We start from the raw sequence: 23,099 nt of genomic DNA on the forward strand, positions 1-23,099 counted from the left end.
ATGGAGAAGCCAAAGATTGCCATCGTCGGCTGCGGCCGCATGGGAATAGGAATTGCCCAAGTATTTGCCTATGAAGGTTTTATGGTGAACCTGATCGACGCCAAGGAACGTAGCGGGGAAGAGGCAAATGAAGTTTTTCGCCAGGCGGGTGATCAAATCGCCCATCATCTTTTCTTCTTATCCAACCTAAATATTTTGGATAAAAAAATGATCGCCCCTATTTTACAAAGAATTAATTTTTATCCATCCATTCAAATGGATAGTGCCCTTCTGGAGGCGGATCTTGTTTTTGAAGCAGTTCCTGAAGTAGGGGAGATCAAAAAAACAATCCTGGACCAACTAAATCGATGGACCAAAGAAGAAACCATCATTGCCTCTACCACATCAACCTTTTCCGTAAATGACCTGGCCGGACAGGTGCTCCATCCGGAAAGATTTCTCTGCACCCACTGGCTTAATCCGGCCTATTTAATGCCCTTAGTGGAGGTAAGCCCTGGAGAGCACACGTCCCGGAACACCCTTGATCAGATTTTTCGCTTGCTTGAGTCCATCGGTAAAATTCCCGTTAAATGTAACCCCTCACCCGGTTTTATTGTCCCGCGCATTCAGGCCTTGGCCATGAATGAAGCAGCCAGGCTGGCAGAAGAGGGTGTTGCTAGCCCTGAGGATATCGATAAAGCATCCCGTTTTGGTTTCGGTTTAAGATTTGCTGTTTTAGGGCTGTTGGAATTTATCGACTGGGGGGGAGGAGACATTCTTTATTATGCCAGTAATTATTTAAAAGACTCTTTCCAGGAGGACCGTTTTTCTCCTCCCCAGGTGGTGGTAGAACATATGGAACAGGGTCACATCGGCATTAAATCCGGAAAAGGTTTTTTTGACTACTCCCAAAGGGACATGGCACGCTACCAGCAGGAAACGATCGCTAAATTTGTAGACCTTTTAAACCATCTCGGTTTAATCAGGCCTCCCCATCAAGAAGCATAAGGGTGAAAAGGTTCCTTATGGGTGTCAGCCGGGCGTACGTCGAGCAAAAATGCGACGTAGATGGGTGTTTATCAACAAGCCTAAGCCCTTTATGGGCTTTTTTTACATTTCTGGGCATACATTTGATAAAAAAGATGCATACTAAGCAAAATATCTGGTTGGTGAAGCGCCGTGTCCATAAAAGGGATTGCCCGGCAGGGCACAAGAACGAAGGAATTGGTGAAAAAGCTTCAGCCCAACGAAATAGCCGTAATTAGTCATGAAGATATTGACGAATTGGCCGCCCGGGCATTGGTGGAAGCAAAAATCAAAGCAGTAATCAACACCAGCGCCAGTATTTCCGGACGATATCCCCATCGGGGACCGGAGGTTTTCATTCAATCGGGTATTCCTGTCCTGGATCAGGTGGGAGCGGATTTTTTTGACCGCATCAAAAACGGCAAGGAGATTGAGATTCATGGCCAGGAGATATTTCAGGAAAACCGGATCATCGGCAAGGGAGAGCGCTTAAATAAAGAAAGCTTTGCCCAAAAGATCAAAGAGGCGGAAAAAAATTATGACATCCAATTGGGCAAGTTTATTCAAAACACCATGGAATATGCGGCCAAGGAACTGGATATCGTCGGTAAGGAGTTGGCCATTCCGGAGCTTAAGGTAGATTTTAAAAAGCGTCATACCTTAATTGTGGTGCGGGGAAAAAATTATAAAGACGATTTGAGTGTGATCCGTTCTTACATTGAGGAAATTAAACCTGTATTAATCGGCGTAGATGGAGGGGCAGATGCCTTAAAAAGCTTCGGTTACTGCCCGGATTTGATTATTGGCGATATGGATTCGATTTCAGACGAGACATTAAAATGTGGGGCAGAATTAATTGTTCATGCCTACCCTGACGGGAGAGCCCCGGGTATGGAGCGGATTTCATCCCTAGGTTTAACAGCCGCTGTGCTTCCCGCTCCGGGGACCAGTGAGGATGTGGCGATGCTGCTGGCCTATCAAATGGGCACGGAATTAATTGTTGCGGTAGGGACCCATTCCAATGTGATTGATTTTTTGGAAAAGGGCCGCCAGGGCATGGCCAGTACATTTTTAGTCCGGTTAAAAGTAGGCTCCATTCTGGTAGATGCGAAGGGAGTAAGCAAGCTTTACCGTCAAAAACTAAAATTTCGTTACCTGGCGGAACTGGTGATTGCCGCCTTGATTCCCTTTGTCATTGTCAGCTTAGTATCCCCTAACGCTTATCAATTTCTCCGTCTGATTTACATGAAACTACGCATTTTTCTTCAAATCTAGGTGAAAAAATGATGATTTCTGTGATTATCCCGGCCTATAATGCGGGAAAAAAAATCCATGAAACGGTTCAGGCCATAAAAAATACCCGTCTCATTGATGAAATTTTTGTTGTGGACGACGGGTCAAAGGATGACACTGCCGATCAGGCAGCATCGGCGGGAGCAAAGATCCTTCGGCATCATAAAAACTTAGGTAAAGGCTCCGCTCTTAATACGGCTGCCGGCCAGGTCCAGGGAGATGTGATCGTTTTGTTGGACGCAGATCTGGGGGAAAGTGCCCAAAAATTCACCAGGTTATTATCCCCTATTTTCGCTAATGAAGCCGATGTTACCCTGGCCAAATTTCCCCCGCCTCCTGTTCCCGGAGGCTTTGGGCTGGTGAAAAAATTAGCGGCCGCAGGTACCTGGAGGCTCACAGGAAGAAAAATTTCTTGTCCCTTATCCGGACAAAGAGCAATGACAAAACAAGTATTCACGAGCATTTTACCTTTTGCCCGGGGGTATGGGGTTGAGGTGGCGGCTAACGTTGACATTTTAAAGAACGGTTGGCGGCTAAAGGAAGTAGAGATCGAGATGGTGCATGATTTTTCCCGAAGAGATTTTGCTGGTTTTATGCATCGGGGACGTCAATTTTATGATATTTTTCGCACACTGGTGCAAAAGTCTTTAGGAGAGTAAAATGATCGGTATGGCGTATTTCGTAATTGCTTTTTTGATTTCGTATCTGATTACCCCAAAAGCGTTGATGATGCTGAAAAGCGGCGGTTTGATGAAAAATAATTTTCAGGGGGCCCTCATTCCCTCCACAGCAGGAATCATTTTTTCTGCGGTTTTGGCACTCACCTATGTATTACTGTCCTTCACTTCAACTGTCAGCATTGTTGCCTATAGCTATCTAGGGTTTATTGCTTTTGTATCTTTAGCCGGATTGGTGGATGATGTGGCGGGCAGCCGAGATAATAGAGGCTTTAAAGGGCATTTTTCTTTTTTATTCAAACAAAAAGAGATCACCACCGGCGTATGGAAGGCGGCGATGGGAGGCATCATCGCCATACTCGCAGCCCTTTTGATCAGTACTACCTGGTGGGATATGGTGCTGAATGTTCTCTTGATTGCCCTCATGTCAAATATCTTTAATCTTTTAGACGTCCGCCCCGGGCGAAGCATCAAAGTTTTTCTCCTTTGTGCCTCTTTGGTGGTGATTTTCCTTCCCTCTGATACCACCACTATTTTATTGTATCCTTTGGCCGGAGCAGTAAGCGCTTACCTGGTTTATGATCTGCACGCCAAATCCATGATGGGAGATACGGGCTCAAATGTTCTGGGGTTAGCTTTAGGGTTGGCGCTGGCGTCAGGGGGAAATTTAGGAGCAAGGATTAGTGTGGTAGCGGGGCTGGTATTGCTTCATATTGTCTCCGAGTATTGCTCTTTTACGCGAATCATTGATCATAACAAAATCCTGGGTTTGTTAGATCGGTTAGGAAGAAGGGACTAATTTGGCAGGTAAAGTGGAAGCCACGGTGGGAAAAGTAACAGAGATTATGACCCAAAGGGAGGGCTTTACTGAAATTGAGGTTCAGGTAGATGAAAAAGTGGAAAAAGCAGTTAACTATGACGATATCACAGGAAAAATCTCTAAAGGGGATCGGGTGGTTTTAAATACGACGGCAGTAAGGCTGGGACTGGGCACAGGGGGATATCATTTTGTTCAGGCCAATTTGACCCACCCGGTGGTTCATATGGAGGGCCCCGGGCATATCATGAAGCTCCGCTATACTCCTGAGCAGATTAAAGTGCTAAGTATCGAGGAAGAGGCAGCGGGTTTTTCCGAAGTGTTTAACCGGTTTCAATCCCTGGACGGATTTCCCGTGGTTATTTTTTCTTTGCATAGTGCTTTGGCCCCCATCGTGGTATCCATCAAGCTTTTAAGGCCAAAGCTGAAAATTGCTTATATCATGACGGACGGAGGGGCTCTTCCCGTTCGGATCAGCCATTCCGTTTATGAGCTGCGGAATTCCGGCCTGTTGGATATGGTGATCACCAGCGGGCATACCTTTGGAGGTGATTTTGAGACAATCAATATTTATTCCGCTTTAATCACAGCCAAGGAAATTGCCGGGGCAGATGCTGCCGTGATCGGCATGGGGCCAGGCAATGTAGGTACCGGAACCAAATGGGGTTTTTCCGGAATTCAGTTGGGAGAAAGCATCAATGCCGTGAATATTTTGGGCGGCAGGCCGGTATTTTGCCCCAGAATCAGTTTCTGTGATCCCAGAGCGAGGCATCGCGGGATCAGCCATCATTCTCAAACCGTATTGTCAACGGTGGCACTTACTCCCGCTATCGTTGTTTTACCTTACTTAGCGGAACCAAAGAATGATTTTTTAAAAAAGCAGATCGAAAATAATGAAATAGAAAAAAAGCATCGTGTCATTTGGGAACATGGAGACAGGGGGTGGGAAAAACTACAGGAAATGTCCCTCCGTGTCACTACCATGGGAAGAGGAATCCAGGAAGAAAAGGATTTCTTTTTAGGTGCCTGCGCCTCAGGATTATATCTGGCAAAACTGTCACGGCAAATTGGCCTCAATTAGCTGTTGTATGCTATAATATTTTTTGGCTAATTCCCCCAACTGTTGGGTTAAGTATTTCATTTTTCCACAAAGAACAACTTGATCCGGGAAAACATAAATATCCATCTCGAGACCCCCTTGATCTATGAAAATCACTTTCCATATCCAAAGTATATGTAAAACAAAATCTAGATATACGGGAAGGAGAAACAAGATGAATAAAAAAGAACCCACTCTAGACTCTGCCTATATTTACCGTGGCAAGGTAGTTACCTTGCGCAAAGACACCGTGTTGCTTCCCAACGGCCGAAAAGGGGAAAGGGAAATCGTGGAGCACCCTGGAGCGGTTGCTGTTGTGCCCGTGACCGCGGAAGGAAAAATTATCTTCGTCAAGCAATACCGAAAGCCTCTGGAACAAGAGACCATCGAGATTCCCGCCGGGAAACTGGATAGGGGGGAAGGCCCGGAAAAATGTGCCCTGAGGGAACTGCAGGAAGAAATCGGCTTTTTGGGGAAACTGGAGTACAAGTTTTCTTATTTTACCACCCCCGGATTTTCCGATGAGATCATGCATCTGTTTATCGCGCGGGATTTGGAACAGTCCTACCTGGCCTGCGACGAGGATGAATTCATTGAAAAACTGGAAGTATCTCCTTCAGAAGCACTGCATATGATTATGAAAGGAGAAATCAAAGACGCTAAAACGATTATCGGTATTTTTACCTTTTTACAGGAGGGTCATAGGCAGTGACCATTTCCTTTGTGGAAACGCTAAGTGATGCCAGCGGGGCATTTGACGCAGCCCTGCGGGGAAATATCGTCGTTGTGGTCGATGTGATTAATATGTCTACTACTTTAGAAGCCGCTTTGGAAGCGGGTGCTTTAGGCGTTTTCGGGGCTAGTCCTGATATCACCAAAGCACCCGTTTTTGTTAACCCCGCTTATGTGGGATTTTATGCCGGGTGTTACGCCAAAAGTAATCAAACGGAAGTGATTCTCGTCACCGAGCCCCGGGTCGGCACGGCCAGAGAACGTGTGGAGCATGCCTCCTGTGCCCTAGCCGGAATTCACAAGGCAGGCTTCTCCGATATCACCATATTGCCCAACCTGGGCGCAGAAACGGTAAAAATATGCGATTTTAACAAAAAGGTGGTTCTTGCCGTTACGGACAGCGGAGGAGTTGCTTATGACGCTGCCTTTAATGCCGGAGGGATTGTGACAACAGCCACGATCGCCAGAACGTTACGCAAAAAGGGATTAGAACCGGCCCAGGCCGGGGTACAAAGGGCCATCACCATGGCCCACTTGAAAAATACCGGCATCAGTGTGGTGGCAGCCAGTTCCCGCTCTTTGGAAGATGTTTTAGCCTCAGAATTTGTTTCCGCTTCTATCCTATCCTGTCTTTTTCCTTCCTCCGGCCGACTATAAAATGGCCAACTTTTATTCATAAACAATAAAACAAAACATAAACATGTACGAGAATCTATTTGAGGAGCGATGGGATCGTGGCAGGAACTTTGAAAGCACTGATTGCAAAGAATCTGCAGGAAAACCTGGTGATTTATTTGATCATTCCCGTCATCTTTCTTTGCGGCGTATTTTTTGGCACGCTGGGAGTAAAAGAACTTAATTCAAGTCAGGTAAAAGAGCTGGTTGATTTTGTGGACGGGTTTATCAATAATTTGCCTACCGCCGCTGTCAATGCCAGCTTAGAAACCAGGCACGCTCTCACAGTTAATCTAAAAACCCTGTTTTATATCTGGCTTTTAGGCTTGATGGTCATTGGCATCCCGCTGACCATGATTATTGTTTTTACCAGGGGGTTTATTTTTGGTTTTACCGTGAGCTTCCTGATTGAGCAAAAATTATTTCAAGGAATTTTGGTTGTTTTACTGACAGTGCTTCCCCAAAATGTCTTATTTATCCCGGTGATCCTGGTCGCGGCCGTCTTTTCCATTTCATTTTCCCTATTTGTGGTGAAAGGAAAGTTTGCCGGCAAAACGCTAAATTTATCGAAAAAGTTTGTCAGTTATACCCTTACTTTTGTGGTTTTAGGCCTGTTCGTTGTGCTCGCTTCTTTCATCCAGGGATATGTTTCCCCTTCATTGGTGAAGGCTGTGTTCTATTTTAGCTGAAAAAGGGGACCAGCATGGTCATATTTCATTCCCATCATCCATATGAATTAATATATTAATTAGGAAGGGGCCCTGTTTATGATTCTGATTACGGTTACTCATACAAAAGAAAAACTGATCCTGTTATTAAAATTATTGCTCCTCATCATGTTGTTGGGCTTGTTTGTGCCGAAATTATTCGTGATTCTGTCCGATGCCGGATCCCTCCATCGGTGGGCGGAAAAGGAACAACTTCCTCCGGAACCCATGAGAGTAGAGCAGGCAGCGCCGGCAGAAGACGACAACTCTCTTTGGACCCTTATTGTAAACAGTTTTAAGTAAGAAAATTCCGCCGCGGCTGCAGGGGTCAGGTTTCAGCTTTCAGACACATCAGCATCATCCCGCCGTGAGATGAGTAGATCCTCAGTAAAGAAAAGCTGGGGATTTTATTTTTCTTTTGAATCCTGAAGAGGAATTTCCTTTTTCATGAGGAATTTTTTTTTATTCATCAATTGATATGTTTAGGGAAGGTCAAAAAAGGAGATCCATAGGCATGTTACATGTATTACTGGAAAATTTTTTATATTTTCTGGTTGTGGAAAAGGGACTTGCTGAGAATACTTTATCGAATTATCAATTTGACTTAAAATCATTCTTTGCTTTTTTGGCGAGCAAATCGGTCTCGGAAATCGGCACGGTAACCCGGCATCATATCATTGCTTATTTAGTATCCCTGAGAGGCCAAGGAAAGTCACCCGCAACCCTGGCTAGGCACATGGCTTGTCTAAAATCTTTTTTTCATTTTTTATTGCGGGAGAAAATCATTGATCAGGACCCCACCGCTAATTTGGAGACACCTAAGTTAGCGAAAATTTTTCCCCGGGTACTCTCGGTAAATGAAGTAACACTTTTACTGAATCAGCCTGCTCTCGGCACCCTATTAGGCTTGCGCGATAAAGCGATGCTGGAATTAATCTATGCCACCGGTTTAAGAGTTTCCGAATTGACCGGATTAAACGTGAATCATGTGAATCTGGACATGGGTTTTCTTCGTTGCGTGGGAAAGGGTTCGAAAGAAAGAATTGTACCGGTGGGCTCTTTTGCCGTAAAAGCATTAATGGAATATTTAAATCGATCTCGTGCTAAATTAGTAAAAAAGACAAAAGAGGAAGCACTTTTTGTAAACCAGCATGGAAGGAGGCTCACCCGACAGGGTTTTTGGAAAATATTAAAGTACTATGCCGGACAAGCAGGTATCACCGTAGAGATTACGCCCCATACCCTGAGGCATTCTATTGCCACACATATGTTAGAAAACGGAGCTGATTTGCGTACGGTCCAAGAAATGTTGGGGCATGCCGACATTACCACGACCCAAATTTATACCCATCTCACCAGGACACATTTGAGAGAGGTCTACGACCATTGTCATCCCAGAGCTAAATAATGATTTTGAGCATTAGAAAGGAATGAATGTGCATATGCCGAAAAGGGTAATTTTAATGATATTAGACAGCGCGGGAATCGGCGCCTTACCTGATGCCTCTCTTTACGGGGATGAAGGGAGCAACACCTTGGGAAATATGGCCCGGGTCCTGGGCGGATTAAATCTGCCCCATCTGGCCAAATTGGGATTAGGAAATATTTCTGAGATTTTGGGCGTGACGCCAACGGAGACCCCTTTGGCAGCTTACGGGCGGATGGCTGAGCGGTCTCCGGGAAAGGATACCACAACCGGCCATTGGGAAATGTCCGGGATTATCTTGAAACATCCCTTTCCCACTTACCCGATGGGTTTTCCTCCGGATTTAATCGCCCGGTTTGAAGAGGCCATCGGCACGAAAACATTAGGCAACCTGGCCGCCTCCGGAACGGAAATTATTAAGCGGTTAGGGGAAGAGCATCTGGTGACGGGGTACCCCATTGTCTATACCTCGGCAGATAGTGTTTTCCAAATTGCGGCCCATGAAAAGATTGTTCCTCTGGAAAGGTTATACCAGATGTGTGAAATTGCCCGGAAACTCCTGGTGGGTCCCCATGCCGTAGGGCGGGTGATTGCCCGGCCCTTTGACGGAAAACCGGGAGAGTTTTTCCGTACTTCCGGGCGCCATGATTTTTCCCTGTTACCACCGGATGAGACCATGCTGGATCTCATCAAAGGAACCGGTCAAAAGGTTGTTGCCATCGGAAAAATAAAAGATATCTTTGCCGGTCAGGGGATCACCCAAGTGATCAAAGCCGTTAACAATTCAGAAGGAATTAACAGCACGCTGGCCGCCATGGATGAATGTGATCGGGGATTAATATTTACGAATTTAGTTGATTTTGATATGCTTTATGGACACCGGAACGATCCGGCCGGATACGCCAACGCCCTGGCGTATTTTGATGCCAGTATTCCCAAGTTGTTGGATAAAATGAGAGAGGAGGATCTCATGATCATCACTGCGGACCATGGCACAGATCCTACAACAGGCAGTACGGACCACTCCAGAGAATATGTTCCTCTCTTAATTTGCGGCGAACCGGTTAAAAAACGGATTTTTCTGGGAACGCGGGAAACATTCGCGGACGCCGGGGCAACAATCATTGATTATCTTGGCGCCGGCACACTGAAAGCAGGTGTAAGTATGTTGCCTTTAATCCAATAAACAGGTGGTGATTCTCGTGAGCATGTACGATATTATTTTGAAAAAAAGAAATGGCGGTGCTTTAACCAGGCAGGAAATTCAATTCTGGGTGAACGGCTTTGTCCAGGACACCATTCCTGACTATCAAGTTGCCGCTCTCTTGATGGCTGTTTTTTTCCAAGGTCTAACGCCTCAAGAAACCGTTTATTTGACAGAGGCCATGATTGATTCAGGGGAAAAGCTGGATTTAACTCATTTGCCGGGAACTAAGGCCGATAAACACAGCACGGGGGGAGTAGGAGATAAAACAACCCTGGTGCTGGCTCCCTTAGTCGCATCAGCAGGGATTACCATGGCCAAAATGTCAGGCAGAGGATTGGGACATACGGGAGGAACATTGGATAAGCTGGAATCAATACCCGGTTTTCACACCGATTTATCCCCGGAACAATTTATCGGCAATGTAAAAAACATCGGCATCTCTGTTGTGGGGCAAACGTCAAATTTGGTGCCGGCGGATAAAAAAATTTACGCTTTACGGGACGTTAGTGCTACCGTTGATTCCGTGCCTTTAATCGCCGCCAGTGTCATGTCTAAAAAATTGGCGGCGGGAGCAGATGTGATTGTTTTAGACGTCAAGTGCGGCTCGGGAGCTTTTATGAAAACTCCCGCACAGGCAGAACATTTGGCCAGGATGATGGTTAATATTGGCAGGAATATGGGTAAAAAGGTAGCTGCTGTGATCAGCAACATGGAGCAACCTTTAGGTTACGCGGTAGGTAATGCCCTGGAGGTGAAAGAAGCCATCCATGTGTTACAGGGAAAAGGCCCGAAAGACATACGGGAGATTTGCCTTTATCTGGCAGGAGAAATATTTCTCTTGGCCGGTAAAGTGGACAATATCCATCAAGGGAAAACAATGGCAGGGGAACTGCTGGATCAGGGTCTGGCCTTAAGGAAATTCCGGGAATTTGTCCAAGCCCAGGGGAGCAATGGGGGGGTAGTGGATGATGATAAATTGCTTCCTGAGGCGAAGTATCGCTTTTCTTTAGTATCGGAGCAAGACGGTTTCATCACCAAAATGGAAACAGAAGCCATCGGACGGGCCGCCATGATACTTGGAGCAGGCAGAGAAAAAATGGGAGACCTCGTTGATCCTGGCGTAGGCATCGTTTTTTATAAAAAGATGGGGGATTGGGTAAACAAAGGAGACACCCTGGCCATGATCCATGCCAATGAGGAAGATAAAGCGGATAAGGCCAAGAATATACTGGCGCAAAGTATTTTTCTGGACAAAGAACAAAAGCAAGGTGATGCCCTGATTTACGGGGTGATTACAAGTTAATAGGAATTTTTCCTCCTTTTGGATGAGCACCGGTGCGGTCTAAAAAAACATTTAGGTAAATTTTTATGTATAACCGGCTGGTTTTTTCCATAAGATTTAAGTAGGATAGACAAACCTAAAGGAGGAAAATTTGATGCTGAAAAGAATAGTTGTTTTTGTAATAACAGTCAGTATACTATTATTTTCATTTGCACCGGGAATATGGGCGGCAGGGGAACTGAACATCAAAGGGGAAGCCTGCATTTTAGTAGATGGGGTGTCCGGACAGGTTCTTTACGAACAAAATGCCGATAAAAAATGGTTTCCGGCAAGTATCACTAAAATTATGACTTTAGTCTTAGCCTTGGAAGCGATCCAGCAAGGCAAAGCAAGCCTGGACGACCAAGTTTCCACCAGTGAATATGCCGCAAGTATGGGAGGATCTCAGGTTTATTTATATCCGGGAGAAACCCGGACGCTGCACGAAATGCTCATTGCTATTGCCGTAGGATCGGGGAACGATGCTTGTGTGGCGGTGGGAGAATTCCTGGCCGGATCAAATGAGGCTTTTATCGAGATGATGAATGCGAAGGCCAAAAAACTTGGCATGGATCACACTCATTTCGTCAACGCCCATGGTTTACATGATGACAACCACTATACCAGTGCGGGAGATATGGCGAAACTGGGCGTGTATGCTTTAACCGTACCGAAATTTTTAGACTATACTTCAGTTTATGAATATGACTTCCGACCGGAGCCCAAACCATTGAAACTTTGGAATACCAATCGGCTTTTAAAATGGTATGACGGCTGCGACGGTATGAAAACCGGTTATACACCCCAGGCCAAAAGGAATCTGGTCAGTTCAGCGGAAAGAAACGGTTTGCGCTTAGTATCCGTTGTATTAGGTGTAGAACCTGCCCAGGGTCATTTTACGGAATCTATGAAACTGCTGAATTACGGGTTTAATCAATTTGAGTTTGCCGGACTATACCAGGCGGGAGATAAAATTACCACCATCGATGTCGGAAAAGGGGATGTGGATCAAGTTGACCTGGTAGCGGCAAAAAAGGCAGGCGCCATTAAAAAGAAGGGGGAAGAAATTAAGCTTGATTCCCGGATTACGGTCTCTCCTTACACGACTGCTCCCATCAAGAAGGGACAAAAACTTGGTGAAGTCTCTGTATTAAAAGATGGAAAGGAAATTGAAAAGGTTGATTTAATTGCCGGTCAAGACGTGGGAAGAGGGAGTCTGGGCAGACAAATCGTCAAGATGCTCCAGCAAGTAGCATTGGCGGTAAAATAGTATAAACTTAATCTTAAGGTCTTAAAGGTTCTATATTGTTTTTCCGGTAACCGGTTCCCGGAACCTGCAAAAAAGCGCATTTTTTGATACGCGCTTTTTTCTTGTTTAACGACAGGATTAGTGATATTTTTTTGCAGGAGATTTTTGGGAAATGGTAGAAATACACGTCAAATTATGGTAACGGGAGGCAGTCGTTGTGAAATTGCACTTTGATGTGGAAAAGGACAAGCTATATGTAAAAATTACCGGGGAATTAGACCTTTCGGTTGCGGAAAATTTTCGTTCAGAACTGGACTGTATGCTGAACAATAAACAGGCACGTCATTTAATTCTTGATTTTACAGATGTCACCTTTATTGACAGTTCAGGGTTAGGAGTAATCTTAGGGAGGTATAAACGTTTGGCAGAAATCGGCGGTACTGTTCAAATCTGCGGTGTGAATGGTCAGATTGCCAAAATTTTAGAACTTTCCGGCTTAAGCCGGATTATGGAAATCCGGCATCAAACCGATATCCAGAGCACGCCAAGCATGTAAGGGGGAGAAAGCATGATGGAACAACTAAATAATCTTGTGAAGCTGGAATTTAAAAGCATCCCGGAAAACGTGTCGTTGGCCCGGGTTCTTGTGGCCTCCGTCGGCGCCCAATTAGACCTTACCATTAGTGAGTTGGAGGAATTGAAGGTGGCCGTTTCCGAAGCCGTATCCAATGCCATTATCCACGGATATGGCAATGACCCGGATCAAACAGTGGAAATGGTCATTCACAGTGGGGCGGATAAATTGATCGTCACTGTGGTGGACCACGGCATCGGCATGGCAGATGTGAATCAGGCTTTACAGCCTTCATTTTCCACCGATAATGATCGCATGGGGCTAGGATTTGTTTTCATGCAATCTTTTATGGACAAGTTGGAAGTAAAATCCGAACCCAACATGGGAACCAGTGTCACGATGGTGAAAAATCTGGTCTTCCCCCGGGAAAGCTAGGTGGTAAAATGAGACAGAGGTTGTCGGAAATGAATCTTCCGCGGTTTCCTCTGTTGTCTGAATCGGATACAAAAAAATTATTGCACAAAACCAGACAAGGAGATGAACAGGCGCGGGAACGTTTAATTAATTGTAATCTGAAGTTGGTTTTTAATTTGGTGCAAAGATTTCAAAACAGGGGATATGAACTGGAGGATTTATTTCAGATCGGGACCATTGGGTTAATGAAGGCCATCGACAAGTTTGATGAGTCCTTTGAAGTGAAATTTTCTACTTATGCGGTACCGATGATTATTGGTGAAATACGTCGCTTTATACGGGATGATAGCCCTGTCAAGGTAAGCAGATCATTTAAAGAACTTGCCGGACGCATTTACAAGACAAAAGACTCGCTGGCCAAAGAACTGGGCAGGGAACCGACGATTAACGAATTGGCCGAGGAACTGGGTGTTTCAAGCGAAGAAATCGTTCATGCTCTGGAAGCGGTTCAGACGCCGGCCTCTATTCATGAAACTGTTTTTCAGGATGAAGGAGATCCTATTTTCGTCTTGGACCAATTGGCTACGGAAAGTGAAGTAGATGAGGCATGGTTTGATAAACTGTTGTTAAAAGACGTCCTGCGACAGTTGCCCCCAAGATTTAAGCATATTATTGTGATGCGATTTTTTCAAGATCGCACCCAGGTAGAAGTCGCGGAAAAATTAGGCATATCTCAAGTACAGGTTTCTCGTATCGAACGCCAGGCCTTGAAGCAGATCAGGCTATTGTTGATGGAAAACAAGTCATAAAAAATGACTTGTTTTTTTATTTGAATAACCGAGAATCTCCAAGGGAAAGATAAGCATGTAATAAAAATTTACATTTCCATAGGAGGTTCATTATGCAGATTAAGGTTGTGGAACTAATTGGCGAATCCAATGATAATTGGAACGATGCAGTACAGCAAGCCGTAAAACAGGCTTCCCGAACGATCCCCAACATTACCGGAGTTGAAGTGTATAATCTTACAGCGGGTGTATCAGCAGGGCGGTTAACCGAATACAAAGCCAACGTAAAGATTGCTTATTCAGACGAAACTTCTCTTTAAAAAAGCGCTGGCAGCGCTTTTTTACTGTCCCTTACACCAGAATAACAATGGAATTTTTTGGTTATACTAGTAAAAAACAAATACTTTAGGTGAGGAAAGTTGGCTAAAAAGAGAACCCAACTGGAGCAAAAAATGGAGAAATCCGTGCAATCATATCGGCAGCAAGAATACCAGGCAATGGTGCATAGTCTAAAACCCAGTCCCCCAATTCTCAAAAATGCTTTGGCAGCTTTCAGTGTGGGCGGTTTTATCTGTGCTTTTGGCCAGGTCTTTTTTAACTTGTTTTCGCAAATGGGTATGAATGAAAAAGATGCCGGGACGGTGGTAATCATTTTGATGCTATTTATCGGAGCTTTTTTAACGGGTTTAGGGATCTATGATAACCTGGGAAAATTCGCTGGAGCCGGTTCTATCATTCCGATTACGGGTTTTGCCAACTCCATCGTGTCCTCCGCCATGGAATGGAAAAGGGAAGGATACCTATTCGGAGTGGGAGCCAGGATGTTTACTATTGCCGGGCCCGTACTGGTTTATGGGTTGCTCTCATCAGCGATGATCGGATTGATTGCATTTTTATGGTAAAGAGTGAAGAGATGAAGCGTGCTGGAAAACAAACCCTGATTTTTCAAAACCCTCCGGCTATTTTATCCTCCTCTGCTGTTGTAGGCCCGAAAGAAGGGGAAGGTCCCTTAAAAAAAACCTTTGATTTAGTTATGAAGGATACCCTTTGCGGTGAAAAAAGCTGGGAAAAGGCAGAATGCAAAATATTGCAGGAAGCAGTTAAAATTGCCCTCAACAAGGTAGATTTAAAGCCTGAGCAGGTAGATTTCTTACTGGCGGGAGATCTGCTTAATCAAACTATTTCCGCAAATTATGCCGCACGACAGCTGGCAATTCCCTTTTTGGGTCTTTATGGTGCCTGCTCCACCATGATCGAAAGCATGATTTTAGGATCCGTCCTGGTGGATGGGGGATATGCGGATACGGTGGTAGCTGCTGCTTCCAGTCACCATGATACAGCCGAACGGCAGTATCGTTTTCCTTCGGAGCTAGGCGTGCAAAGGCCTTTAACGGCACAATGGACGGTGACGGGAGCAGGAGCATGCCTAATCGCCAAAGGGTCAGGGGGACCGCGTATCACCAGCGCTACCATCGGCAAAGTGATCGATTTAGGCATAAAAGATCAAAATGATATGGGGTCTGCCATGGCACCTGCGGCAGTTGATACCATTACCCAGCATTTTCAGGACACCGGACATAGCATGGATGATTTTGACTTAATTATTACCGGTGACTTGGCCTCTCTGGGAAAAGCTTTAGCCCAGCAATTATTGGAAAGACAGGGGTATCTACCGGGAGATAAGTATTCCGACTGCGGCATCTTAATTTTTGATCCCACCCAGGATACCCATGCGGGTGGCAGCGGTTGTGCCTGTTCAGCCGTAGTAACCTGTGGCTATTTGATGCAAAATATCCGGTCCGGGAGGTACAAAAGAATGATGGTGATCGGTACGGGAGCTTTATTAAGCCCGGTCAGCTTGCTGCAGGGAGAATCCATCCCCGGGATTGCCCATGGGATAGTAATTGAAAATGAAAATGGGTACCGGGACCAGAAAGAAATGTGATCCTTCAACAAAAAATAACGTAGCAAAAGGAGACCTGTTATGGAAGATATTTTACGGGCATTTATCGTGGGTGGGGCCATTTGCCTGATTGGACAGCTGATTATGGATCTTACTCCTTTTTCTATCACTCCATCCCATATTTTAGTAGGGTTTGTGGTGGGAGGAGCGGTATTGAGCGCACTCGGTCTGTATCAGCCCTTGATCGATATAGGTGGAACAGGTGCTACCATCCCTTTGAGCGGGTTTGGCCATTCTCTGGCCCAAGGAGCCATTTCCGGAGCAGAAAATAGAGGTATTTTGGGCGTTATCGGCGGGGGTATTGAAGCGACCGCTGTAGGAGTTGGCGCCGCAATTATCTTTGGATATCTCATGGCAGTTATATTCCATCCTCAGGGTTAACATGATGAGCGACAAAAAGAGAAAAGTGATTATTATCACAGACGGCGATGAAATGGCCCGGAAGACTGTGGAAAGGGTGGCGGCAAATATTGGGGGATGCTGCATATCGGCATCGGCGGGAAACCCGACGCCCATCAGTGGGGAAAAAATCCTGGCTTTAATTAAAAAAACAAATACCGATCCCGTACTGATTATGCTGGATGATAAAGGGTGCAGACAAAAGGGAAAAGGGGAAAGAGCCCTGGAATTTATCGTCAAGCATCCCGACATCGAAGTTTTAGGTGTGGTTGCCGTTGCTTCCAATACAAAGAAGTGTAAAGGCGTAGAGGTGGAGCAGTCCATTACCCTGGAAGGGAAAGTAATTGACCGGCCGGTAAATAAAGATGGGGAGCCGGAACCGGAAGGGCACCATATTCTGGAAGGGGATACGGTAAGTGTGCTGGAGTCTTTGAAGATACCGACAATTATCGGTATCGGCGACATTGGGAAAATGCATGGAAGAGACAAATTCGAGCGAGGTGCCCGTATCACGACACAGGCTGTAAAGTATATACTCGAGAGGGGCGGTTTTGTCCGTGAGTAACGAAAACTTGAAAACGATTTCCAAAAATTATCAAAAAAACGTGGACTATTTTAAAGTTCAATTGGGCGTAGAACCGAATTATGATGTTTTTTGTCATGAAATGATCATTGGCGGGAAGCAGGCGGCTTTTTTCGTCATTCAAGGATTACCGGATACGGAGGTTTTATCGGACATTTTTCGTCACCTCAGTAATTTGGAGAGGGAGCAAATTGTCCCCAATACTGTAGAAAAACTGAAAAAACAGCATTTAGCCCACTTTCAGCTGGATACGAGTGACCAAACAGATAAAATTATTGATGCCGTTTTAATGGGGCAAACGGCCATTGTGGTTGAAGGGGAACCGGAAGCAATCTTGTTGGATTTGCGTAAATATGCGGCCCGGGGACCGGAAGAGCCGGACTTGGAAAAAGTTGTCCGGGGTTCCCGGGACGGTTTTACGGAAACCCTGGTTTTTAATACCATGTTGGTACGGCGGAGAATTCGGGACAGAAGTTTAAGAATGGAGGCAATGCAAGTCGGCAGAAGGTCTAAAACGGATATTTGCGTCAGTTACCTGGCCGACGTGGCGAACCTGGATCTGGTAGAGGAAATTAAAAAAATGCTCCGGTCCATTGACATCGATGGACTTCCCATGGCGGAGAAATCCGTGGAAGAATTAATTACGCCGGGAAGCTACTGGAACCCTTTGCCGAAAGTCCGCTATACGGAAAGACCGGATGTAGCCGCCCAGCACCTGTTTGAAGGGCACATTTTAATTATGGTTGACACCTCTCCCAGTATCATCATCTTGCCCACAACCTATTTTCACCAGATGCAACACGCAGAAGAATACAGGCAGAGCCCTACCATAGGGGTCTATTTAAGATGGGTTAGGTTTTTTGCTATTTTTGTTTCCGTTTTTTTATTACCCCTCTGGTTTTTATTCTCCATAGAACCTTCCCTGCTGCCCCAGTCTTTAAAATATATCGGCCCCTCGAAAGTAGGAAAGGTCCCTTTAATTGCCCAATTTATCATCGCGGAAGGAGCAGTTGATGTCATCCGCATGGCTGCAATTCATACGCCTGCCCCCCTGACAACCTCCTTAGGCTTGATTGCCGCTTTAATGATCGGTGATTTGGCTGTGACGATCGGGCTTTTTGCCCCGGAAGTTGTCATGTATACGGCTGTAGCGGCTACCGCAGTTTTCGCCACACCCAGTTATGAGCTGGGGATGGCGCACAGGCTAGCGAGGCTGTTTTTACTGCTTATGGTTTATATCATTCATCTGCCGGGATTTATCCTGGGATCGATCGCCATGATTTTGTTTGCCGGATTTACCAAGTCCTTCGGAGTGCCTTATTTATGGCCCCTCGTTCCTTTTAATTTTGCCGCCTTAAAAACTGTTTTATTACGGACTCCGGTACCGGCCCAAAATAAACGGCCCAGTATTTTGCATACCCAGGATATTACCAGGCAGACAGTAAAATCCGCCCCTGCTTTTAAGCCCATGACAAAAGAGAAAAAGAAACAAACGAAGGAAAAAGAGAAAGAGAAATAAGGGAGTATGAGAAATGACACAAAGAACTGTGGGAATACCGAAAGGCCTTCTCTATCATTATTACCACACGCTGTGGACAACATTTTTTCTGGAGTTAGGCTTTGATATCAAGGTATCTCCGGATACAAACAAAAAAATTATGCAGATGGGCATTACATCGGCAGTCGATGAAGCCTGTTTACCGGTGAAAGTTTTTTACGGACATGTTTTGGAATTAGCGGACCAGGTAGATTATCTTTTTCTGCCCAGAATGGTTAGTGTGGCCCGAAAAGAATACATGTGCCCGAAGCTTTTAGGGTTGCCGGATATGCTCCGGGCCTATTGTGTGAACCCGCCTCCTTTCATCGACGTTACAGTGAACCTGAGGAATAAAGACGGCCACATAGACCAGGTGATCAAAGATATCTGCACCATCATTCAAGTCCCTGTACCCCAGGGGAAAAGAGCATGGGAAAAGGCAGAAGCAGCCCAAAAGAGATATGAGGAGTATCTGCACGCCGGCCACCTGCCGTCCGGGTTTTGTTGCTTGGTGGGAGGCTATCCGATTGCCGTGCTGGGACATGGATATAATGTGTATGATTCTTATATTAATTTGGGCCTGATTCAGAAATTACGCGATTTAGGCGCTGATGTACACACAAAGGAAATGGTGGCACCGGAGATTGTAGACCGGTTTGCTCAAAAATTGCCCAAAAAAATGTTTTGGACTTTTGGCAAACAATTGGTGGGCAGCGGTTTGTATTATCTGAGCGCACCTGAAATAAAAGGGATCATCTTTCTTGCCTCCTTTGGGTGTGGTCCCGATTCCATGGTGGGAGAATTATTGGAACGATGGGCCACCAGGGCAAAGAAAAAACCCTTTATGTTTTTAACCATCGATGAACATAGCGGGGAGGCAGGCATGGTGACCCGCCTGGAGGCTTTTATGGATATGATTAAACGGAGGGTAAGCTGATGAAAGTGACGTTTCCCCATATGGGCAATTTGCATATTGTTGGGAAGGCAGTTTTTGAGTCTTTAGGTGTTGATGTGGTGGTGCCGCCTCCCATCACGAAGAAGACTTTACGCTTAGGCATTGAGCATTCTCCAGAGTTTGCCTGTTTGCCGCTTAAAGTGAATATGGGAAATTTTATTGAGGCTGCGGAACTGGGCGCAGATACCATCGTCATGTCCGGAGGGGTTGGACCTTGCCGGTTTGGTTATTACGCCCAGGTGCAACGAGAAATTCTCCAGGACATCGGATTGCATTATGAAATCATTGTAGTCGAACCTCCGGATACTCATTTTAGTGAGCTGATTAAAAAAATTAAATATTTGTCCAATAATAAACCCCTTTGGCAGGTGGTGAAAGCCATCCGTTTTGGCTGGGTAAAGGCAAGAGCTATCGATGTGGTGGAACAAAAGGTGCAGAAAATACGGGCCCGGGAATGCGTCAAAGGAGAGGCAGATACCATCTATCTCCGGGCTTTAAATGAAATAGACCAGGCAAAAACCTTTCAGGATGTCCAAGCGGTGCAGAAGAATACGCTCAGAGAGTTGGACCAAATTCTCCTGGATCAAAATAAAAAGGTATTAAAGATAGCTATTATCGGAGAAATATATACCATTCTGGAGCCTTTTGTGAACCTGGATATCGAAAAGCATTTAGGAAGACTGGATGTGGAAGTGAGTCGATCCATTTATTTAAGCGAATGGGTAAACGATCACTTATTTATGGGTTTGGCCAGAATCCGAAGCATGAAAGAGGCGGCCAAGCTAGCTCCGCCCTATTTGCGCCATTTTGTGGGAGGACACGGCCAGGAAACCGTAGGGAGCACAGTAAGGTATGCCCAGGAGGGCTACCATGGAGCGATTCAATTAGCCCCGCTCACTTGTATGCCGGAAATTGTGGCCCAATCGATTTTGCCCGTAGTTAGTGAAAAAGAATCTATCCCTGTCATGACTATTTATTTTGATGAGCAATCCGGGGAAGCGGGCATGCGTACCCGATTGGAAGCATTCGTGGATCTTTTATACCGGAAAACAGATTTTGAAAAAAAGGAGAACGCATAGTGAAAGCATATCTAGGAATCGATGTAGGATCAGTAAGTACCAATTTAGTGGTGATGAACCATTCAGGCGACATTCTGCAGGCCATTTATATTCGAACCCAAGGGCAACCCATTGTCAGTGTGAAAAAATGCCTCCATATGGCCATAAACCAATACCCGGACCTGGACATCATCGGCGTGGGTACCACCGGAAGCGCCAGGTACCTGGCTGCGGTAATTGTGGGGGCGGATTCCATAAAAAATGAAATTACCGCTCATGCCGTAGCCGCCTCTTCTGTAGTACCGGGAGTACGTACTGTACTGGAAATAGGGGGTCAGGACTCCAAACTGATTATTCTGCGCGAGGGAGTGGTGACCGATTTTGCCATGAACACGGTTTGTGCTGCAGGGACCGGGTCCTTTCTGGATCAGCAGGCGGCAAGATTAGGGATTCCCATTGAAGAGTTCGGCCAGCTTTCTCAAAAGGCAACTCTTCCCGTACGGATCGCCGGCCGATGTGCTGTATTTGCCGAATCAGATATGATTCACAAGCAGCAAACCGGTTATGCGTTAGAAGATATCGTCGCAGGTCTTTGCGAAGCCTTGGTGCGCAACTTTTTAAATAATTTAGGAAAAGGGAAGCAGCTTCTGGGCCCTGTTGTCTTTCAGGGAGGCGTGGCGGCGAATATAGGAATGCGGGATGCTTTTAGCAAAGCATTAAAAAAAGAGATCATTGTACCTGAAAATTATCACGTGATGGGGGCTTTAGGAGCAGCCATTTTGGCCAGAGAAGAAGTAAGCGGTAAAAAAGTGACCAATTTTCGCGGTTTTGAAGCAGTTGACGGGAATTTTTCCGCTAAAAGCGTCGAATGTAAAGGATGCCCGAATCATTGTGAAATTGTCTCCATCCTGGGAGAAAAGGATGTTTTAGCCCGCTGGGGAGACCGGTGCGGAAAGTGGTCCGGGATGGGCAACTCCCGATCCGCATCCCTACAAGAGGAGCTTTTGGAAGCGCAATAATGCTAAATAAAAAAGTTCAACCTAATAGTTGAATTTTTTTATTTTTTCTGTTAAAATTGGTGCAATTTTAAATCACAATTTATAAAGGAGAGTTGAGATGAGTAAGCTGAGAGATCCTAAAGTAATTTTATCCGCTGAGGAAATGCCTACCCAATGGTATAACATCATGGCCGACATGCCTAACCTGCCTGCACCCGGTATTAATCCCGGCACCCTGGAGCCCCTTGGTCCTGAGGCTCTGCAAGCTATTTTCCCTATGGAGTTAATTAAACAGGAAGTCACGCAAGAACGATTTGTGGAAATCCCTGATGAAGTCCAGGAGCTTTATCGTTTATGGAGACCTGCTCCTCTCATGCGTGCTTACCGTTTAGAGAAAGCTCTGGATACCCCGGCCAAAATATTCTATAAATATGAGGGCACCAATCCGACGGGTAGCCACAAACTTAATACCTCTATCCCTCAAGCCTATTATAATAAGCAAGCAGGCATAAAACGATTGGCCACGGAAACCGGGGCCGGACAATGGGGCAGCGCTTTAAGCCTGGCGTGCAGTTTCTTCGGACTGGAATGTATGGTTTATATGGTAAAAGTAAGCTACCATCAAAAACCTTACCGGCGTTCTTTCATGGAACTCTTTGGCGCACAAGTCGCCGCAAGCCCCAGTAATCTCACTGAGGCAGGCAGAAGGGCTTTAGAGGAAGATCCTGACTCCTTAGGCAGTCTGGGACTTGCCATCAGTGAAGCCGTTGAGGATGCGGCGTCCCGGGATGATACCAATTATGCTTTGGGCAGCGTGCTGAATCACGTGATTCTTCATCAGACCGTAATTGGCCTGGAATCGAAAAAACAATTGGAAAAAGTGGACGAATACCCGGATGTGGTCATTGGCTGCTGTGGCGGGGGAAGCAACTTTTCCGGCATTTCTTTCCCTTTTCTGGCTGATAAATTTGGCGGTAGAAAAATTCGGGCAGTAGCAGTTGAACCGGCCGCTTGCCCTACCTTAACGAAAGGCGTGTTTGCCTATGATTTTGGAGATACTGCCAAATTAACACCGATTCTGAAAATGTATACCTTAGGACACGATTTTATGCCTCCCGGTATTCATGCCGGAGGATTAAGATATCATGGGGCTTCCCCCCTGGTAAGCCAGCTTTATCATGACGGCACGATTGAAACAGTTGCCTATACCCAGAATGAGGTCTTTGAAGCCGCAGTTACTTTTGCCCGCACGGAAGGAATTGTCCCGGCACCGGAAAGTGCCCACGCCGTGAAAGGGGCATTTGCCGAAGCCTTGGCGGCAAAAGAAGCGGGAGAAGAGCGGACCATCCTCTTTTCGTTGAGCGGCCACGGGTATTTTGACTTTGCCTCCTATGATGCTTATTTAGGAGGCAAATTGGAAGACATTGCATATAGTTCCGCTTCTGTCCAGGAGTCATTAAAGAAATTACCATCCATTAAATAAAAGCGCTTTGCGCTTTTTCGGAGGAATATTTTGATATCATAAGGGAAGCGCTTAGGCGCTTTCTTTTTTTACGCAGCGTCTTTCTTCCCCTTTCAAGTGGACGCTCCCTGTTTCTTTTGATATAATTAACAAATAATGC

Annotated in this window: 27 protein-coding genes; 26 read left to right on the forward strand and 1 reads right to left on the reverse strand. The window is 45.7% G+C overall.

Annotation, left to right across the window (positions count from 1 at the left end; translation table 11 throughout):
- The 5 genes from DCMF_RS04105 (at position 1) to DCMF_RS04125 (ending at position 4,873) form a co-directional block, all read left to right on the forward strand.
- The gene (locus tag DCMF_RS04105) at positions 1–987 is read left to right on the forward strand and encodes a 3-hydroxybutyryl-CoA dehydrogenase (protein ID WP_148133248.1); all 987 of its coding nucleotides are present in this window, start codon (positions 1–3) and stop codon (positions 985–987) included.
- Positions 988–1,158: 171 nt separating this feature from the next.
- The gene (steA, locus tag DCMF_RS04110) at positions 1,159–2,280 is read left to right on the forward strand and encodes a putative cytokinetic ring protein SteA (RefSeq protein ID WP_148133249.1); all 1,122 of its coding nucleotides are present in this window, start codon (positions 1,159–1,161) and stop codon (positions 2,278–2,280) included.
- A gap of 8 nt (positions 2,281–2,288) precedes the next feature.
- Entirely contained in the window at positions 2,289–2,957 is a 669-nt protein-coding gene (locus DCMF_RS04115; protein WP_214659080.1) for a glycosyltransferase family 2 protein, read from the forward strand.
- 1 nt (position 2,958) lies between these two features.
- Entirely contained in the window at positions 2,959–3,774 is an 816-nt protein-coding gene (locus DCMF_RS04120) for a hypothetical protein (RefSeq protein WP_148133250.1), read from the forward strand.
- A 1-nt stretch (position 3,775) separates the two neighbouring features.
- The gene (locus DCMF_RS04125) at positions 3,776–4,873 is read left to right on the forward strand and encodes a DUF3866 family protein (protein ID WP_236860182.1); all 1,098 of its coding nucleotides are present in this window, start codon (positions 3,776–3,778) and stop codon (positions 4,871–4,873) included.
- On the opposite strand, the gene DCMF_RS30030 is transcribed toward DCMF_RS04125, so the two are convergent.
- On the reverse strand, positions 4,850–4,978 hold the full coding sequence (locus DCMF_RS30030) for a hypothetical protein (protein WP_257790945.1): 129 nt from the start codon (positions 4,976–4,978) through the stop codon (positions 4,850–4,852). The genes DCMF_RS04125 and DCMF_RS30030 overlap by 24 nt on opposite strands.
- 88 nt (positions 4,979–5,066) lie before the next feature.
- Between DCMF_RS30030 and DCMF_RS04130 the strand changes: the two genes are divergently transcribed.
- From DCMF_RS04130 to DCMF_RS04230, 21 genes are all read left to right on the forward strand, one after another.
- The gene (locus tag DCMF_RS04130; protein ID WP_148133251.1) at positions 5,067–5,603 is read left to right on the forward strand and encodes an NUDIX hydrolase; all 537 of its coding nucleotides are present in this window, start codon (positions 5,067–5,069) and stop codon (positions 5,601–5,603) included.
- Positions 5,600–6,280, forward strand: a complete 681-nt coding sequence (locus DCMF_RS04135; protein WP_236860183.1) for a hypothetical protein — start codon at positions 5,600–5,602, stop codon at positions 6,278–6,280. The genes DCMF_RS04130 and DCMF_RS04135 overlap by 4 nt, the downstream gene beginning before the upstream one ends.
- Positions 6,281–6,357: 77 nt before the next feature.
- Entirely contained in the window at positions 6,358–6,987 is a 630-nt protein-coding gene (gene spoIIM, locus DCMF_RS04140) for a stage II sporulation protein M (protein WP_214659081.1), read from the forward strand.
- Positions 6,988–7,065: 78 nt separating this feature from the next.
- Positions 7,066–7,308, forward strand: coding sequence for a hypothetical protein (locus DCMF_RS04145; protein ID WP_148133253.1), 243 nt, complete (start codon positions 7,066–7,068; stop codon positions 7,306–7,308).
- Between the two features lie 211 nt (positions 7,309–7,519).
- Positions 7,520–8,413 carry a site-specific tyrosine recombinase XerD gene (gene xerD, locus DCMF_RS04150; RefSeq protein ID WP_148133254.1) on the forward strand — a complete coding sequence of 298 codons (894 nt, stop codon included), beginning with the start codon at positions 7,520–7,522 and terminating at the stop codon, positions 8,411–8,413.
- 55 nt (positions 8,414–8,468) lie between these two features.
- Entirely contained in the window at positions 8,469–9,617 is a 1,149-nt protein-coding gene (locus tag DCMF_RS04155) for a phosphopentomutase (protein ID WP_472297456.1), read from the forward strand.
- A gap of 22 nt (positions 9,618–9,639) precedes the next feature.
- Positions 9,640–10,941, forward strand: a complete 1,302-nt coding sequence (locus DCMF_RS04160) for a pyrimidine-nucleoside phosphorylase (protein ID WP_335582426.1) — start codon at positions 9,640–9,642, stop codon at positions 10,939–10,941.
- Positions 10,942–11,074: 133 nt separating this feature from the next.
- Complete coding sequence (locus DCMF_RS04165; RefSeq protein WP_148133256.1) at positions 11,075–12,229, forward strand: D-alanyl-D-alanine carboxypeptidase family protein; 1,155 nt, start codon at positions 11,075–11,077, stop codon at positions 12,227–12,229.
- A gap of 196 nt (positions 12,230–12,425) precedes the next feature.
- Positions 12,426–12,764, forward strand: a complete 339-nt coding sequence (spoIIAA, locus tag DCMF_RS04170) for an anti-sigma F factor antagonist (RefSeq protein ID WP_335582381.1) — start codon at positions 12,426–12,428, stop codon at positions 12,762–12,764.
- A 12-nt stretch (positions 12,765–12,776) separates the two neighbouring features.
- On the forward strand, positions 12,777–13,217 hold the full coding sequence (gene spoIIAB / locus DCMF_RS04175; RefSeq protein WP_236860184.1) for an anti-sigma F factor: 441 nt from the start codon (positions 12,777–12,779) through the stop codon (positions 13,215–13,217).
- A gap of 8 nt (positions 13,218–13,225) precedes the next feature.
- Entirely contained in the window at positions 13,226–14,005 is a 780-nt protein-coding gene (sigF, locus tag DCMF_RS04180) for an RNA polymerase sporulation sigma factor SigF (protein WP_148133257.1), read from the forward strand.
- 92 nt (positions 14,006–14,097) lie between these two features.
- Positions 14,098–14,304, forward strand: a complete 207-nt coding sequence (locus DCMF_RS04185) for a dodecin family protein (RefSeq protein WP_148133258.1) — start codon at positions 14,098–14,100, stop codon at positions 14,302–14,304.
- 132 nt (positions 14,305–14,436) lie between these two features.
- Entirely contained in the window at positions 14,437–14,886 is a 450-nt protein-coding gene (gene spoVAC / locus DCMF_RS04190; RefSeq protein WP_148137729.1) for a stage V sporulation protein AC, read from the forward strand.
- An 11-nt stretch (positions 14,887–14,897) separates the two neighbouring features.
- Entirely contained in the window at positions 14,898–15,929 is a 1,032-nt protein-coding gene (gene spoVAD / locus DCMF_RS04195) for a stage V sporulation protein AD (RefSeq protein WP_236860185.1), read from the forward strand.
- Positions 15,930–15,968: 39 nt separating this feature from the next.
- Positions 15,969–16,328, forward strand: a complete 360-nt coding sequence (spoVAE, locus tag DCMF_RS04200) for a stage V sporulation protein AE (protein ID WP_148133260.1) — start codon at positions 15,969–15,971, stop codon at positions 16,326–16,328.
- Between the two features lies 1 nt (position 16,329).
- Positions 16,330–16,911: a stage V sporulation protein SpoVABEA gene (gene spoVAEA / locus DCMF_RS04205; RefSeq protein WP_236860186.1), complete on the forward strand. Its 582-nt coding sequence runs from the start codon at positions 16,330–16,332 to the stop codon at positions 16,909–16,911.
- The gene (locus DCMF_RS04210; RefSeq protein WP_236860187.1) at positions 16,904–18,448 is read left to right on the forward strand and encodes a spore germination protein; all 1,545 of its coding nucleotides are present in this window, start codon (positions 16,904–16,906) and stop codon (positions 18,446–18,448) included. Before spoVAEA ends, DCMF_RS04210 begins: the two co-directional genes overlap by 8 nt.
- 13 nt (positions 18,449–18,461) lie before the next feature.
- Positions 18,462–19,403 (forward strand): acyl-CoA dehydratase activase-related protein, encoded by a 942-nt coding sequence (locus DCMF_RS04215; RefSeq protein ID WP_148133262.1) that lies wholly within the window; start codon positions 18,462–18,464, stop codon positions 19,401–19,403.
- Positions 19,403–20,500, forward strand: a complete 1,098-nt coding sequence (locus DCMF_RS04220; protein ID WP_148133263.1) for an acyl-CoA dehydratase activase-related protein — start codon at positions 19,403–19,405, stop codon at positions 20,498–20,500. Before DCMF_RS04215 ends, DCMF_RS04220 begins: the two co-directional genes overlap by 1 nt.
- Complete coding sequence (locus DCMF_RS04225; RefSeq protein WP_214659082.1) at positions 20,500–21,498, forward strand: acyl-CoA dehydratase activase; 999 nt, start codon at positions 20,500–20,502, stop codon at positions 21,496–21,498. Before DCMF_RS04220 ends, DCMF_RS04225 begins: the two co-directional genes overlap by 1 nt.
- Positions 21,499–21,595: 97 nt before the next feature.
- Complete coding sequence (locus tag DCMF_RS04230) at positions 21,596–22,960, forward strand: TrpB-like pyridoxal phosphate-dependent enzyme (RefSeq protein WP_148133265.1); 1,365 nt, start codon at positions 21,596–21,598, stop codon at positions 22,958–22,960.
- The last annotated feature ends 139 nt before the right edge of the window (positions 22,961–23,099 follow it).

The sequence above is a fragment of the Candidatus Formimonas warabiya genome, from assembly GCF_002777255.1.
GTDB classification, from domain to species: Bacteria; Bacillota; Dehalobacteriia; order Dehalobacteriales; family Dehalobacteriaceae; genus Formimonas; species Formimonas warabiya.

Coding starts and splice junctions, on each gene's coding strand:
- DCMF_RS04105 (WP_148133248.1), top strand. CDS start 1: ATGGAGAAGCCAAAGATTGCCATCGTCGGCTGCGGCCGCATGGGAATA.
- DCMF_RS04115 (WP_214659080.1), top strand. CDS start 2,289: ATGATGATTTCTGTGATTATCCCGGCCTATAATGCGGGAAAAAAAATC.
- DCMF_RS04120 (WP_148133250.1), top strand. CDS start 2,959: ATGATCGGTATGGCGTATTTCGTAATTGCTTTTTTGATTTCGTATCTG.
- DCMF_RS30030 (WP_257790945.1), bottom strand. CDS start 4,978: ATGGATATTTATGTTTTCCCGGATCAAGTTGTTCTTTGTGGAAAAATG.
- DCMF_RS04130 (WP_148133251.1), top strand. CDS start 5,067: ATGAATAAAAAAGAACCCACTCTAGACTCTGCCTATATTTACCGTGGC.
- DCMF_RS04145 (WP_148133253.1), top strand. CDS start 7,066: ATGATTCTGATTACGGTTACTCATACAAAAGAAAAACTGATCCTGTTA.
- xerD (WP_148133254.1), top strand. CDS start 7,520: ATGTTACATGTATTACTGGAAAATTTTTTATATTTTCTGGTTGTGGAA.
- DCMF_RS04155 (WP_472297456.1), top strand. CDS start 8,469: ATGATATTAGACAGCGCGGGAATCGGCGCCTTACCTGATGCCTCTCTT.
- DCMF_RS04160 (WP_335582426.1), top strand. CDS start 9,640: ATGTACGATATTATTTTGAAAAAAAGAAATGGCGGTGCTTTAACCAGG.
- DCMF_RS04165 (WP_148133256.1), top strand. CDS start 11,075: ATGCTGAAAAGAATAGTTGTTTTTGTAATAACAGTCAGTATACTATTA.
- spoIIAB (WP_236860184.1), top strand. CDS start 12,777: ATGATGGAACAACTAAATAATCTTGTGAAGCTGGAATTTAAAAGCATC.
- sigF (WP_148133257.1), top strand. CDS start 13,226: ATGAGACAGAGGTTGTCGGAAATGAATCTTCCGCGGTTTCCTCTGTTG.
- DCMF_RS04185 (WP_148133258.1), top strand. CDS start 14,098: ATGCAGATTAAGGTTGTGGAACTAATTGGCGAATCCAATGATAATTGG.
- spoVAC (WP_148137729.1), top strand. CDS start 14,437: ATGGAGAAATCCGTGCAATCATATCGGCAGCAAGAATACCAGGCAATG.
- spoVAD (WP_236860185.1), top strand. CDS start 14,898: ATGAAGCGTGCTGGAAAACAAACCCTGATTTTTCAAAACCCTCCGGCT.
- spoVAE (WP_148133260.1), top strand. CDS start 15,969: ATGGAAGATATTTTACGGGCATTTATCGTGGGTGGGGCCATTTGCCTG.
- spoVAEA (WP_236860186.1), top strand. CDS start 16,330: ATGATGAGCGACAAAAAGAGAAAAGTGATTATTATCACAGACGGCGAT.
- DCMF_RS04215 (WP_148133262.1), top strand. CDS start 18,462: ATGACACAAAGAACTGTGGGAATACCGAAAGGCCTTCTCTATCATTAT.
- DCMF_RS04220 (WP_148133263.1), top strand. CDS start 19,403: ATGAAAGTGACGTTTCCCCATATGGGCAATTTGCATATTGTTGGGAAG.
- DCMF_RS04230 (WP_148133265.1), top strand. CDS start 21,596: ATGAGTAAGCTGAGAGATCCTAAAGTAATTTTATCCGCTGAGGAAATG.